The sequence below is a fragment of the Deinococcus malanensis genome (genome assembly GCF_014647655.1).
In the GTDB taxonomy this organism is placed as follows: domain Bacteria; phylum Deinococcota; class Deinococci; order Deinococcales; family Deinococcaceae; genus Deinococcus; species Deinococcus malanensis.
Genome location: NZ_BMPP01000039.1, coordinates 1 through 12,997, shown reverse-complemented (window position 1 = coordinate 12,997; position 12,997 = coordinate 1). Strand labels below are relative to the sequence as shown.

Here is a 12,997-nt window from a genome sequence, read left to right as displayed (position 1 = left end):
TCGACCCTTGGGTATCTCAGCCCTGCCGAGTTCGAAGCCCACCATCTTGCCAGACAGCCAGCCGCCGCTTAACTTGAAGTACGCAAAACCGGCACAACCTCAGTTCGGTACGCCAGTGAGGGTATCGGTGTAGGCGTACTGTGCGACCGCTTCTGCTTCGTTCTTCGCGTCGGTGGAGCGTTTCAGGTGATGGGCAATGGCATAGAAGAACGCAATGAACATCAACCCGGACAGGTAGAAGCGGACGTACACCGCGTAACCGCCGGCCGCCTCAACGCTCAGGCCGACCGGATGCAGACCAAAGTGATTCAGGATCGCGGCACTGGCCGTGACGTAGAACGCCAGGGATACGTAGAGCCCGCGCTGCAGGCCCAGCATCAGGAACGCGAAGAAGTACACGGCGGGGGAAAACAGCACGAACGACAGTGCGCCTCCTGCCGTGGGACCTGTCGTGGCAAAACGAACGAACAGACCGGTCAGCAGGAACAACGACAACAGGGCCACAAAGGCGCGCTCCACAAAGGGCACAGCGCGTGGGGTCATGGCCAGCGCGATGATCATGGCGGTGGAGAGCGCTGAAGCGCCGGCGCTGAACGCGAACTGACGGGGGTTATCGAGCAGCGTGAACGTTACGATCCATGTGAGCAGTGTGCCCGCGCTTATGGTGAGCAGGTACATGCCACGCTTGAGTTGTATGGTCGCGTCAATAGGGGCAGCGTGCAGGGAAGAGTCTGTTTGCATAAGGGTTCACGACCTGTCACGACAAGCAGGTGGGATTCGTTGTGCGGCTGCTTCCCTCTCATGGTGAGGGACGCGCCGTGACGAACATCTGACAACACCACCGCCTTCACAAGCGAAAACTTCGCTGCTCAGGCTGACTGGTCTTCAGCGCGGGTGATCGGCACGCGTGAGTCGCTCGAGGGCCGCGACCACCCGGGGATCGAAATGCCGACCGGCCTGCGCCCGGATTTCCGCCATCGCCGCCTCAAACGGCCACGCTCGTTTATACGGCCGATCGCTGGTCAGGGCGTCCAGCACGTCCGCAACCGCCACGATCCTGCCTGTGATCGGAATGGCTTCACCCACCAACCCGGACGGGTAACCCGTGCCGTCCCAGCGTTCGTGGTGCGTGCGCGCAATTTCTTCGGCGACCGTGACCAACGGTGAGTGCCCACCTTCCAGGATGCCCGCCCCAATCGTGGTGTGGGACTTGACGACTTCGAACTCCTCCGGAGTCAGGCGGCCTGGTTTCAACAAGATCGAGTCGGAGATACCAATCTTGCCCACGTCATGCATGGGTGCGGCACGCCGGATCAGGCTCACTGTGTCGTCGGGCAGCTTGAGTTCCCGGGCGATACCCGCAGCTGTCATGGCCACGCGGTTCATGTGGTCACCGGTGTCGTCGTCACGGTATTCGGCAGCGCGCGCGAGCCGCGCAAGGATCTCGAACTGCGCCTCTTCCACTTGATCCTGCAGGGTCTGGTTGTGTACGCGGATGGTCGCTTCATTTCGCTTGCGCTCAGTGATGTCGAATGCGGCGCCGATCAGTCCGGCCACGTTTCCGCTGGGGTCCCGGTACACGTCTTTGCTGGTCCAGAAGTGCCGGTGGGTGCCGTCCGGGAATTGCTCGGTAAATTCGGCGATCATACGTGTTCCGGTTTCCAATACGATCTTGTCTCGCATGCGACGGGCGGCCACACTGGCAGGAAAGTAGTCCTCGTCCGTCCGCCCGAGGATGGCTTCCATCGGTTGGCCGAGTCGTGCAGCGCCCGTGGTGTTGATCAACACGTACTGCCGGTCCAGATTCTTGACGAAAATGGTTTCTGGAACACTGTCCACCACGGCTCGCAACAGGGCGTGGCTGGCGTCCATTGCCTCCCGGGCAGCACGCACCTCGGTGAGGTCACGGATGTACACCGTGTACATGGGCTCGTCATCCACCCAGAAGGACGTGATGGTGTACTCGCAATGAATGGCGTGCCCCGCGCAGTGCAGAATGGGCGTCTCCAACCGTCGCTGACTGGTGGTGTGTTCCTGCACGAGATGCGCGATACCCCGCCTGTATCGGTCATGGTGGTGGGCTGGCACGATCAATGTCATCAGCTGCTCGCCCAGAACGTTTACCCTGGTGTGTCCGAGGAGGTGTTCAGCGGCCGGGTTCCACTCGAGGATGCACCCGTCATGGTCGACGATGATTATCGCGTCCAGGGAGGCCTTGACGACGGCTGCGTGAACACGACGTTCGCGTGCCTGCTCCGCCAGGGTACGGCGCAACTCCAGTTCGCTGATGACACCGTCAGCAAGGGCCTGCAATATGGCCATCTGCTCCAGCGTCAGGAACTCGCGCGGCACTGTATCGAGAATGCAGAGCGTGCCGACCTTGAGGCCGTCTGGTGTGAGCAGGGGTGCCCCAGCGTAAAATCGGATGTGGAGCGGGCCGGTGACCAGCGGGTTTCCGACGAACCGTTCATCCTGCATGGTGTCCGGCACCACCAGAACCCCATCATGATCCAGGGCATGCGTGCACATCGAGACCGAACGGTCTGTTTCCCGCATGTCGACGCCGTAGCACGCTTTAAACCACTGCCGGCGCGAATCCACCAGGGACACCAGGGCAATCGGCACACCGTAGACTTGCGCTGCGACCTGCACGGCCCGGTCAAAGGCAGCTTCAGGGGGCGTATCCAGCACCGCATACCGGTGCAGGGCAGCCAACCTCGCACTCTCTGATAGGGAGGTGGAGGGATCGCCGAGCATTGTATTAAAGGTAGGTGAGTGCTTCTCTCCAAACTCTGACAGGGAGGACTTGGGCCCGCTATAGTCTGTCCAGCTAACATTCAGTTCGTAAGCGACGGTCGTGTCGTGCAGGTTGGCCGGTCGGATGAGGTACTGCATCACCTGGCCCGTCGGTGACACCCAGGCGTGGAGTTTGAAGCCGAAGAAATCACCCTGGGTCCCGAATCCCCACCGCGCACCATGAAACGCGCAGCGTTTCCCTCGTCTCGGACGACAGACCGGCAGGGGCATCGAATCCACCACAACTTCTGTACAGGGCAAAGGTGGACTGACCAGAGCCTCAAGATGTTCCAGGAGACGCTCGCCGCGTGTGAACGCCTGGGTGTAACTGGGAAGGCCTGGACGATCTTCCCTCAGGATGTTCCACCAGATGGACGGGTACGGATGTTTGAAGACATACCGCGACAGGAGAAGCGCGACGAGGAAAGCATCTGTCACCTTCTGGTGCCGGCAACTCTTGTGGTCGCTGAACTGCTTTCTCGCCCACCGCCACAGGGTGCCGATGACGTGACGACGGCCTAAACTGTGGTGGAGTCGGTATGGCTAGATACCGACTCCATTTTTCTTGACCTGCAGGTGATGCCGCTGTCCCGATTCAAGCCCTAAACGGGGTAATGATGCAAGATCAAGAAGGTCCGGATCTGCAGGGAGTTCTACCGGAATGACACCGCGCGGCACGGGGTGTTCTGGGGTTGTGTCGCGGGTCTCGTCAATCTCCGGACCCTGAGCAGGACACCGCAACTGGTCTGACAGGACACCACTTGCATAGGGGGAGGCTTTGCCTCCCCCATTTCCCTCACCGCACAACTGTGCAATCGATCTTCAGGCCATGCCGGCTGAAGGCAATGTCCTCCTGTAGTACGAGGTCTATAGGAGGGAAGTCGGTCGGGTACATGAGGGGGAGCATAGTGCCCTCCTGGGGCGTCACCCGCCAAGGTGCGCAGCACAGATCCTGCTGGCATGCTGAGGCATGCGGTTATGTCGTCTGCGAGCGGTCATCTTCTTGACTGCCTTCTGCCTCACCAGCGCGCATGCTGAGCGCAGCCTGAACACCGTGACCCTTCTGGAAGCCCGGGAGATGGTGGACACCATCCAGGCCAGGGTGCCGGGGTACGCCGGCATCACCATGCGCGTGACTCGAGGCCGGACGGAGCTGGTCCCGGCGCTGGTGTTCCCACACCTGACGCACCTGGTCGCATCGGCACCCGCGGGGTTAGGGATGAACCCCGGTGGGGGAGTGGTTCAGGCCCGGTACAGTCTGCGGACCCTGCTATTGGCTGCCCAATGCGTGGCGCGTGTGCGTCCTGACGTGGAAACGGTAATCGATGTCGATCAGCCTGCGGCGGAAGTGCTCCGATCAAGATGGGAACAGGGTCATGCGGTCCCCGCCACTCCTGGCTTTATGGTTGTGCTGGTGACGCTCCTGTGCACCGGCTTCCGTAGAATTTGTCCAATGTTGATCCATTTCAGGCCGGTCACGGTGCTCAGCCCGCCCTGGCCAGAAGCCGCCGCCTGGACCCGCGGGGCACCAGGCCACCCTGCCTTTCGCCTGACTTGTGCTTTCCGCGGCCGTCAGACCTCGGGCGGCCACCGATGACCGGGCCGCTGGACGCCCTCACCAGCACGCTGACCCGGGACGCGCTGCTGGACGCATACGCGGCCCTGGCGCCTCACACCCCGCTGTGCGTGGTGATGCTTGACCTGAACGGCCTGAAAGCCATCAACGACCTCCAAGGCCACGCCCAGGGCGACCGGTTTATCCGGCAGGCTGCCGAAACGCTCCAGCACGCCCTGCGTCCAGGCGATCAGTTGGCCCGCTGGGGTGGTGATGAATTCCTGCTGCTGCTGTCCTTGTGCACGGACGAGCAGGCACGCCAGCGGATGGATGAGGTCGAACGCCGCCTGCGGCCCCCTGGGCGCGCCCTGCCTGCGTTCGCGTGCGGGGTGGTCCAGGGACACGCCGGCGACCCGTTCGAGCGCCTCATGACGCTCGCTGACGCGCAGATGTACGAGCAGAAGGAACACCAGCGGGAAGGGCAGGATCTGTCGGCTGACACGCGCAACCCCACGAGTGAGGACTTCGCGGCCCGGCTGGAGGGGTTCGTCACCCCGGAGCAGGTCGTGACCAAAGGGCTGATGCTCGTCCGCCAGCTGACCGGATTCGACTCCGGCACGTACTTCGCGGCTCAGGACGGCATGCTGACCGAGTCCCACACCAACGCTGACCTGCCTGACCTGTCGGTGCTGCGCGCCACGACGCTGGACACCCCTGAGAACGTGGGCTTCGTCGGACATGCCGCCCGGCGCGGAACCGCTTGGAGTAACGATTACCCGGCTGAGCCGTACGCGATGGCCGAGTGGGTGCAGGCAGGCATGAAAAGCTGCCTGGCGGTGGCCGTCCGGCATCAGGGACACCTGCTGGGCGTGCTGGGCCTCGCTCATTTCACGGGCTGGCGTGTGGTCACCCCGCGTGCCCGGCGCCTGCTGGAAGGACTCGCGTTGCGGCTCGCACACGTTCACGAGCAGACGCAAGCCGCTTCCCGCGCCGCGCAGGCGCTGGAAGGTGGGCTGCTCGCGGTCGGTCTTGGTCTGGAAGCGCGTGGCCTGGAAGCCCCTGGCCACACCCTGCGGGTGGTCCGGCTCGCCCAGCAGCTGGGCGTCCAACTGGGCCTCACCCCTGAACACGTGTCGGCGCTGCGTCAGGGAGCCTACCTGCATGACGTCGGCAAAAGCGCGCTCCCGGATGATCAGCTGCTGAAACCGCAGCCGTGCACCGCGGGTGAACGGCCCTCCCGACGTGACCACACAGTGCGTGGGTACGTCCTGGCCCGGCAATTGCCGGGACTCGATCCGCTGGCGCTGGAAGTGGTGCGTTCCCATCACGAGCGGTGGGACGGCGCGGGCTATCCGGACGGGATGGTCGGTGAGCGGATCCCCCTGCTAGCCCGCGTGTTCAGCGTGGTGGACATGTACGACACCTTGACCAGTGCGCAGCCGGACCAGCCGGCGTGGACGCCTGAGGCGGCCAGTGAGGAACTCAGGGTACAGGGCGGAAGGCAGTTCGATCCGCAGGTCGTGCAGGCGTTCCTGACACTCCCCTTTCTGGGGTCAGCCAGGTCGAACCCGCCAGTCACACTCCGGCCCAGACCGGGGGAGGGCTGGGGTGATCATGGGAATCCGCTGAACAGTGACGTTAGTGAATCGGGGTAATTTAGGGCAGGGAACAGGGAGAACGCCATCACGATGGTCTGCGCGAGCAGCAGCTGGGAGAGCGCCACCCGGAAGGCAGGCACCGCGTACCGGCGTCATCCAGAATCACCGCCCGTTCCCCATCCGTCAGCAGGAGTTTACTTGGCCCTACCAGTAATCCCGCCGCGTGCGGAGCGTGCCACCCGCGGGCATTGCACGAGAGGAGTTCCTGCCGCCAGTCGTCCGTCCCGGACGGCCCGGCCTGATCGGTGCACGGCCTTGAGAGCGGTGACGCCAGGGCCTGAAGGACGTCATGAACTTCCTCGCCTGAGGGCAGGCTCGTCCGGGCATCGACCAGTTCTTCGCGGGTGGCTTGACCGGTCTGCCAGTCATGCACCTGGGCTGTCACGCGGTGAGTGGTGGGGCTGATCATGCCCCAAAGCATGCGGAACCAACAGCCTCGGCCATCTGCATAGGTTGGGTGTCCTCCCGCATGGACACAGGAGCAACAGAAATCAGTCATCCCTATTGGGTTCCGGTCGCCTCCGTATCCCTGCTGCTCAGGTGGAGGTGCCATGTGCCCCCAAATGACCAACCCCTGCTAAAGGTCGGCCCTCCACTCGTGCGCCCTATGCTGGACAGGTGACGTGGCCGGGCCATCCTGAATACACGGCGGTTCTGCTGACGGATCCCCGCCGGGGGAGTCTGCTGTGGGAGATCGCGGTGACTGATCATCTTCACGCGCTTCCCGAGGAACTGCGCGGCGCCCACCACCAAACGCTGCAGCGGCATGCCACGATGCTGAACGTGCCGGTCGCCTCCTGGTTGACTGGCGTTGCGGTGGGCGTTCACGCGCACTGGTTGGGAGGCCTCGGACTGGGTTACCCCGTGCTGTGGATGGTGGACGGCGCGGTCGGGCCGTGGGATGCTTGGCTGGTACCGCCGACGGTGGCGGTCATGATCGCGGTTGTGTGGGGTCATGCTCGGTACGTCCACGCGCAGCTTCCCCGCGACCTGACTCGGCTCGGACTGCAGTCTTCTTCCGGCATTGCTGCTCGCATCTGCCAACGGTAGAGAGAAAGGCGTTTGAAATCTTGCGAATGGTCGTGATCTGAATGGATGCATGACCTGAATGCATGGATTCCAGGGTCGTTCGTCGGCGTGTTCAGGTTGAGTCAGGTGTTGTTCAGCCTCACGGACCAGCGGGCCAGGGTGCCGGTCATGTCCGCATCGTTTGCGTGCCTGCTCTCTTGCAGCTGCTTGCTTCCGCACAGCCTCACGGTGTCGTCAGGGAGGTGCTGTCATCGCCACCTATACTCCCCGATCATGCCGAGTGCGCTGGCTCTGTTCCCCTCATCACGCCGCAGGACCCCTGGGCAGCTCGCGGAGCGCGCATGAAGCGCCGGAAGCAGGAAATCCTGGCCGCAGCACGGCACTTGACTGTCAGAAGCGCAGGAGCGACTTCAGGCCGTGATCGCGGATACGCAGGCTCTCCTGGACACGCTGGGACCACTGGCGGTCACGATGAGTGTGGGTGCGGCGTGGGTGGAGCTTGGAGCGCCTTGGCAGCAGGCACTACGACTGGCAGATCAGGCGATGTACGCCGCCAAACAGCAGGGAAAGAATCAGCTCGTCGTGGCGGAGGATCCCCCACCGTGTGCTGGCGTCAGTGCCTTGGAGGGTACGTCTGAAGAACCCGCCTGACGTGTCAGGAAGCTCACCGGCAAGCGGTCGCGCGTGGCGAGGGTCGGCTGTCCGTGAACGGGCAGGCAGAGTGCGTGGTTAATCAGCATATATTCGTGAAGCAGTTGCTGGAGGTCTTCCGGGCAGTCCAGGTGGGCACGGTGGCGGAGCTGGGGGAGGCGGTCGAGCAGGGCGTCGTCTCCCAGGTCACGGGCCAGCGTTTGAGCGGTGGCGATCACGTGAGCAAGGAGGTTTTCTGGCATGCGTTCAAGATAAGGGCTGGACTGTAACAGCGTTCTTTTTCTGTGTGTCTATAGGAACGCGGACTGGCCTGCGCGGTTGGAACGGACAGGCTTGAGTTGGAATGCGTTGGTCGTGCGCTCACTCCCTTGCTCTGCCGCTAACGCCCTGCTGGCATTCGGGCATGCTTCTCGCGGTACATCTCCGCGTCGGCCTCATGGACCAGCCGGCTGCCGTCTGTGTCTCCAGTCTGAAGCGTGGCCACACCCATATTCAACTCCAGCCCCAAGGTCCCCACCTGAAGGCGCCGCACGGCTTCCTGAAGCCGGGCTTTCACCAGCTCCGCTCCGGCTGGCGGTGTGCCCGGGAGCAGCACCGCGAACTCATCCCCACCCCACCGGAACACCTGCTCACTTGGGGCATTCCCTTCCGTGACTGCCCGCGGTGACCAGCGAAACACGGAATCACCCGCCCGTAGCGCGTTCCGCAACACATTGCCCACCCGGATGAGCGCTTCATCGCCTGCCGTATGACCCAGGGTGTCGTTCACGGCCTTGAACCCCCGCATATCGGCCACCAGCATGGCCAGAGGCATTCCGTGTCGGTGGGCCAGCGCCACCTCCCGCCTCAACGCCTCCATAAATCCACGCCGGTTCTGCAACCCGGTCAAAGCGTCCGTGCGGGCCGCCAGCTGAATGCTGCTGCGCTGCGCCGCCTCATGCAGGAGCACCGCTGCCTGGACGGCGAACGTTCGTGCCACCTCGAGGGAATCCTTTCCAAAAACGTCTGCGTCCGTGTGGTTGTCGATATTCAGGAAGCCGTACACCTGACCGTGGTGAAGGATGGGTACACCGATGTTGGCTTCCAGGGTGTCGACACTGTCCAGATGCCGGTGCGCTGGACGACCGTCCTTCAGGTAGCTCACCCCCTGGACCGGCAGCAGCGAGCGCGTCAGGATCCGGGGTTCCCCCCGAAGCCAGGCGTCGTCTCCCAGGCCATACCAGCGGTCGCGGGTGACGTTGAGTTCGAATGTCACGTTCTGTAGTTCCTGAGGGTCGAAATTGACCGTTGCCGCGTACTGGAAGTGTTGCCCCGCCCGGATGAGCAGTGACCCACTTTCAGCTCCTGGGATCAGGCTGATCGCTCGCTCCAGCAGCGGCTGGTAGGCGGCATCCGGATCCATGCTGAGGAAGCTGGCCTGGAGCCGAAGCAGGGTCCGCAGATGCCGTTGGGCTAGCACCCGTTCGTACTCCATACCAACAACGTGTGCTGTCTGGGCCAGCAGGTCGAGCTCATCTTCTGTCCAGGTGCGTGCAGGCGCTTCCATCCAGAAGGCGATGCGGGCGCGGTACTGGCCCGGGAAGGGCAGGAGTACGCCACCATCGAGCTCGACAGGGGCGCCCTCTCGAACGAGGTGAAGATCTGTGGGCGTGAATTGCCTCATGGTGGGTGGACCGTCACACCAAGTTGGTTCGACCTGAAGGGTGCCGGCCACGTCCCGGAGACCAGTCAGGCTGTCGAGTTTGAGAATGCGCCTGAGCTGCCCAGTCGCGTCCTGCAGTGCTTCACTGAAATCGCCCTTGCCGGCGAAAGTCAGGGCCAGGGTGCACAATTGCGCGACGTCCTGTTGCTGGTGGAGTTGGTGACGCAGTGCGTTGAGGCTGGCAGTGAAGAATCTGACGTACTCCAGGTGAGGTTCTGGGATCCCGTCGTTGAGTTCGAGCGTCCAGGGATGATCACCGACAAGGTGGAGAGGCAGGTGGTGAGCGTCCAGTGCGCGTTGCAGCTCATCGCGTAGCTGCCGGTCCGTGCGGCAGTGGACGAGGTGAGTGAGGATGTCTGGGAGCGCTGCAATCATGGGCACCTCGATTGAAATTGGACGCACTGTAGGGTTCCGGTTCTTTCAACCCCGTGACAGAAATGAGTCCCCAAAACCCTAAACCCACAAGAGCCTGTGCCCCAACGCCTGGACATCCTCCTCAGAAGCGTCAGCCATCAGAATCAGGAATTCGTCGCCACCCATCCGGAACACCTGATCGGACTCACGCGTCTGTTCTTTCAAGGCCAGCGCGACTTCCTTCAGGACCCGGTCACCTTCCAGGTGTCCATGCTTGTCATTCACTTCTTTGAAGTTGTTGAGATCCAGGAGAACCAGGGCGAAGGTATCCGGACGCTGCGCCTGTGCCCCTACGGCGTGTAGGCCAAGGGGACGTGCTCTCCCATTGCCAGTAGGATTTGCTGCTGTGCCGTGAAGAAATTACTGACGATCAACGGCAGCGACTCGGCCCATTGTTGCATCCGCAAGTCGGTCATGGGCGGCCATACCTTAACCACCGGCCCAGCATCAGTGGAATCATTTGGGTACTCCGAACGGGCGCGCCCTGGCGTGATGTCCCTGAACGGTTCGGCAAATGGACCACGATCCATAGTCGGTTCCGTCGCTGGAACCGACCTGCCTCCCAGCGTCCGAGACCACATTGAAGCTGCCCTGGACGACGGCTGGGTGGTCCTGGTGTGCGAAGCGGCCCAGGGCCGATCCCCGGAACTACCCTGGCGCGGCGATAACCTGGACCATGTGATGGTGGCCCTGACCAAGTTGTGGTTGGCGCTGACGCCGTCACCGCTGCGGCCCCCCACCGTGGGTCTCGCGGGTGACACGGTGGCGAGGTCGCTGAACGGCTGGAAACGCTTGAGTGACCCGGAGACGGCAGGGGAGCTGGTGGCGCCCCTCGATGCGTGGAGTGCCCGGCATCTGGGCGCCCTGGTCACCCTGGAAGCCCACGCGCCGAAAGCGGTGGAGGGTGACACCCTGCTGCACTTTGACATTCGGGCTGACAACCTCCTGATGGACTCGGGTGGGCCTGGACCAGGCGTGTGGTTCGTGGACTGGCCGCATGCCTGTGTGGGAGCATCCTGGTTCGAGGTGGCGTGTTTCGCACCGAGCGTAGCCATGCAGGGTGGACCGCAGCCTGAGGGACTGATGGCGCGTCGCCCTAATGAACTGCAGCCGTCGCCGGCAGATCTGCTGGCGGGTGTGGCGTGACTGGCGGGGTACTTTACGGAGCGGTCTCTCCGGCCGGCACCCCCGGGGTTGCCGACGGTGCGTGCGTTTCAGGCGGCGCAGGGTGAGATCGCGCGGGCGTGGCTGATACGCCAGACCGGTTGGAGCTGACCGCATAACCTATTTCCAGTTCTCGTAGCTTAAGCATCATCTGCAGGAGGGCTTCCGGCCTTATCTGCTTGCTGACGTGCTGCTCGGTCTGGACCTTGCCGGGAACTCGGAGGAGTTATCTCCGCCTGGATAAGATCTGAAGTCCTGGGTGAACGGTGACCGGTGATTTCTGCGAGCGCGCCGAAGGCTTCAGCGTCCTATCGGAATTGCACATTCACCGCCTGAGCTTCAGAGATGGTGCGAGGTCAGCATGAACAGCACAGTGGGGCCCTCCCTCCCGGGGTACCCGCCTGGACGGGGGGGGACAGTGTCGAAAAATAGCGGCAATCTAGGAAGTCTGACTCCTACACTGCCGTATGACTGACGTGACCATACACCATCACGATGCGCAGCATCTGATGGTGCTGGACCTGCTGCACGAACTCCGGAATGCGCTGCACGCGATAGAACCGAACGCAGACCATGACACCATGCTCTTCGCGCTCACGGCAGCCCAGCGCGCGGCAGAACGGGGCGCCTGGCAGGACTTTGCGGCGTGGATGAATGGTGTGCAATCATTCCTGGTCATCCTGTCGCCAGTGCATCCATGCGGGGCGCGTGCGCTGGAGCTGGGCCGCAGCATTATCCGGGTGACCCCACCCGACTGAATAAGCCTGGCTGTCGCGCCTGCAGGGACGGCGGGCCGGTTACTGGTGAGCCTCACTCACCAGGGCGTGCCAGGTCTTGAGAGTGGTCTGGACGACGCGGGTGTACTCGGCGAGCCCAAGCAGCTTGGTGATGTACGCATTTACCCTCGCTTGCCGGCTCTCCTCGGCGTCCACTTCGAAGGTCGAACCGCTCAATGGGAGTACCTCGTTTTTGCGTACTTGAGGAAACGCCTCGACAATCGGAGCGAGGTGGGCTGTGGGAGAACGGAAGAGGTACAGCAAGGAATTCAAGCAGGAAGCTGTTCGGCTGGCCAAAGAGCCTGACCAAAGCGTGTTGCAGGTCGCGCGGAACCTGGGCATCAGTGACTCGGCGTTGCACCGTTGGATTCGGGAATTCGAGGGGCAGGGCCCCGCGGCTTTCCCGGGGCATGGCAAGCAAGCTCTGACTCCTGAGCAAGCTGAAATCAAGCGACTGCAACGCGAGCTGGACGTCGCCCGGCAGGAATGTGATGTGCTGAAAAAAGCCGTGGCCTTCTTCGCGAAAAATCAATGAGTGCCTTCGAGTTCATCGAGGGCCACCGGGATGAGTTTCGTCTCGACGTGATGTGCCGCATGCTCAGCGTCACTAGGAGCGGGTACTTCACCTGGCGAGGAAGGCCGATCAGCACAAGGGAAACCAGGGACACCGAGTTGAAGACCGAGATTGAGTGGATCCATGCCCGCAGCAAGGGACGCTATGGCGTCCCCCGAGTCCACGCCGAATTGCGGGCGGCTGGAACTCGCTGCTCGCGTCGTCGGGTGGCCCGCCTCATGCATGAGGCGGGCATACAGGGCAAGGTTCGTAAACGGTACAAGTCCACCACGCAGGCGGACGCTGCCCACGTGCCTGTCGAGGATCTGGTGCGGCGGAACTTCGACGTGTCCAGGCCGATTACGGTCTGGGCCGTGGACATGTCGTATCTGCCGACCAAAGAGGGCTGGTTATACCTGGCGGTCGTGCTCGATTCGCACGCGCGGCTGGTGGTGGGCTGGTCCATGGGGGAGCGGCTCACCACCGAGTTGCCGCTCTCGGCGCTGAGGATGGCCTTCGACCGGTGGCGCCCGCCGCCGGGGCTGATCCATCACAGCGACAGAGGAAGTCAATACACCAGTCACGCCTACCGGAGTGAGGTTGTGCCGGTTTTGCGTACTTCAAGTTAAGCGGCGGCTGGCTGTCTGGCAAGATGGTGGGCTTCGAACTCGGCAGGGCTGAGATACCCAAGGGTCGAGT

13 protein-coding genes and 2 pseudogenes are annotated in these 12,997 nt (G+C 62.9%); 7 read left to right on the top strand and 8 right to left on the bottom strand.

Going from position 1 to position 12,997, the window contains the following annotated elements:
• Positions 1-99: 99 nt before the first annotated feature.
• From IEY49_RS20645 to IEY49_RS20635, 3 genes and pseudogenes are all read right to left on the bottom strand, one after another.
• Entirely contained in the window at positions 100-741 is a 642-nt protein-coding gene (locus tag IEY49_RS20645; RefSeq protein ID WP_189012222.1) for a hypothetical protein, read from the bottom strand.
• A 144-nt stretch (positions 742-885) separates the two neighbouring features.
• A complete protein-coding gene (locus IEY49_RS20640) occupies positions 886-2,757 on the bottom strand; it encodes an HD domain-containing phosphohydrolase (protein ID WP_189012226.1) in 1,872 nt (623 codons plus the stop codon).
• A 48-nt stretch (positions 2,758-2,805) separates the two neighbouring features.
• Positions 2,806-3,300: pseudogene (locus IEY49_RS20635) on the bottom strand (transposase); the annotation flags it as partial.
• Positions 3,301-4,389: 1,089 nt separating this feature from the next.
• On the opposite strand from IEY49_RS20635, the gene IEY49_RS20630 reads away from it, so the two are divergent.
• Positions 4,390-6,006, top strand: coding sequence for an HD domain-containing phosphohydrolase (locus tag IEY49_RS20630; protein WP_189012220.1), 1,617 nt, complete (start codon positions 4,390-4,392; stop codon positions 6,004-6,006).
• A gap of 28 nt (positions 6,007-6,034) precedes the next feature.
• Here IEY49_RS20630 and IEY49_RS20625 read toward each other — a convergent pair whose 3' ends face one another.
• Entirely contained in the window at positions 6,035-6,418 is a 384-nt protein-coding gene (locus IEY49_RS20625) for a hypothetical protein (protein WP_189012212.1), read from the bottom strand.
• 209 nt (positions 6,419-6,627) lie between these two features.
• Here IEY49_RS20625 and IEY49_RS20620 point away from each other — a divergent pair, with 209 nt between their 5' ends.
• Together IEY49_RS20620 and IEY49_RS22035 are read left to right on the top strand one after the other, a co-directional pair.
• The gene (locus IEY49_RS20620; RefSeq protein ID WP_189012209.1) at positions 6,628-7,059 is read left to right on the top strand and encodes a hypothetical protein; all 432 of its coding nucleotides are present in this window, start codon (positions 6,628-6,630) and stop codon (positions 7,057-7,059) included.
• A 396-nt stretch (positions 7,060-7,455) separates the two neighbouring features.
• The gene (locus IEY49_RS22035; RefSeq protein ID WP_189012207.1) at positions 7,456-7,689 is read left to right on the top strand and encodes a GGDEF domain-containing protein; all 234 of its coding nucleotides are present in this window, start codon (positions 7,456-7,458) and stop codon (positions 7,687-7,689) included.
• Here the strand turns inward: IEY49_RS22035 and IEY49_RS20610 are convergent.
• From IEY49_RS20610 to IEY49_RS22030, 3 genes are all read right to left on the bottom strand, one after another.
• On the bottom strand, positions 7,611-7,931 hold the full coding sequence (locus IEY49_RS20610) for a hypothetical protein (protein WP_189012228.1): 321 nt from the start codon (positions 7,929-7,931) through the stop codon (positions 7,611-7,613). The genes IEY49_RS22035 and IEY49_RS20610 overlap by 79 nt on opposite strands.
• A gap of 137 nt (positions 7,932-8,068) precedes the next feature.
• Positions 8,069-9,766: a sensor domain-containing diguanylate cyclase gene (locus IEY49_RS20605; protein WP_189012199.1), complete on the bottom strand. Its 1,698-nt coding sequence runs from the start codon at positions 9,764-9,766 to the stop codon at positions 8,069-8,071.
• A 78-nt stretch (positions 9,767-9,844) separates the two neighbouring features.
• Positions 9,845-10,054 carry a GGDEF domain-containing protein gene (locus IEY49_RS22030; protein ID WP_373291967.1) on the bottom strand — a complete coding sequence of 70 codons (210 nt, stop codon included), beginning with the start codon at positions 10,052-10,054 and terminating at the stop codon, positions 9,845-9,847.
• A gap of 89 nt (positions 10,055-10,143) precedes the next feature.
• On the opposite strand from IEY49_RS22030, the gene IEY49_RS20595 reads away from it, so the two are divergent.
• The 3 genes from IEY49_RS20595 to IEY49_RS20585 all read left to right on the top strand — a co-directional run bounded on the left by IEY49_RS20595 (position 10,144) and on the right by IEY49_RS20585 (position 11,727).
• Complete coding sequence (locus IEY49_RS20595) at positions 10,144-10,389, top strand: transposase (RefSeq protein ID WP_308424686.1); 246 nt, start codon at positions 10,144-10,146, stop codon at positions 10,387-10,389.
• Positions 10,298-10,951, top strand: coding sequence for a phosphotransferase (locus IEY49_RS20590; RefSeq protein WP_229780954.1), 654 nt, complete (start codon positions 10,298-10,300; stop codon positions 10,949-10,951). The genes IEY49_RS20595 and IEY49_RS20590 overlap by 92 nt, the downstream gene beginning before the upstream one ends.
• Positions 10,952-11,436: 485 nt before the next feature.
• Positions 11,437-11,727 (top strand): hypothetical protein, encoded by a 291-nt coding sequence (locus tag IEY49_RS20585; RefSeq protein ID WP_189012195.1) that lies wholly within the window; start codon positions 11,437-11,439, stop codon positions 11,725-11,727.
• Between the two features lie 39 nt (positions 11,728-11,766).
• Here the strand turns inward: IEY49_RS20585 and IEY49_RS20580 are convergent, their stop codons facing one another.
• A complete protein-coding gene (locus tag IEY49_RS20580) occupies positions 11,767-11,922 on the bottom strand; it encodes a response regulator (RefSeq protein ID WP_189012193.1) in 156 nt (51 codons plus the stop codon).
• A 61-nt stretch (positions 11,923-11,983) separates the two neighbouring features.
• Between IEY49_RS20580 and IEY49_RS22115 the strand changes: the two are divergent.
• Positions 11,984-12,891, top strand: a pseudogene (locus IEY49_RS22115) (IS3 family transposase); the annotation flags it as partial.
• Positions 12,892-12,997: the final 106 nt, after the last annotated feature.

Bases quoted from the DNA above. Each gene is read 5' to 3' on its own strand.
- IEY49_RS20645 (WP_189012222.1), bottom strand. From the start codon at position 741: ATGCAAACAGACTCTTCCCTGCACGCTGCCCCTATTGACGCGACCATA.
- IEY49_RS20640 (WP_189012226.1), bottom strand. From the start codon at position 2,757: ATGCTCGGCGATCCCTCCACCTCCCTATCAGAGAGTGCGAGGTTGGCT.
- IEY49_RS20630 (WP_189012220.1), top strand. From the start codon at position 4,390: ATGACCGGGCCGCTGGACGCCCTCACCAGCACGCTGACCCGGGACGCG.
- IEY49_RS20625 (WP_189012212.1), bottom strand. From the start codon at position 6,418: ATGATCAGCCCCACCACTCACCGCGTGACAGCCCAGGTGCATGACTGG.
- IEY49_RS20610 (WP_189012228.1), bottom strand. From the start codon at position 7,931: ATGCCAGAAAACCTCCTTGCTCACGTGATCGCCACCGCTCAAACGCTG.
- IEY49_RS20605 (WP_189012199.1), bottom strand. From the start codon at position 9,766: ATGATTGCAGCGCTCCCAGACATCCTCACTCACCTCGTCCACTGCCGC.
- IEY49_RS20590 (WP_229780954.1), top strand. From the start codon at position 10,298: ATGTCCCTGAACGGTTCGGCAAATGGACCACGATCCATAGTCGGTTCC.
- IEY49_RS20585 (WP_189012195.1), top strand. From the start codon at position 11,437: ATGACTGACGTGACCATACACCATCACGATGCGCAGCATCTGATGGTG.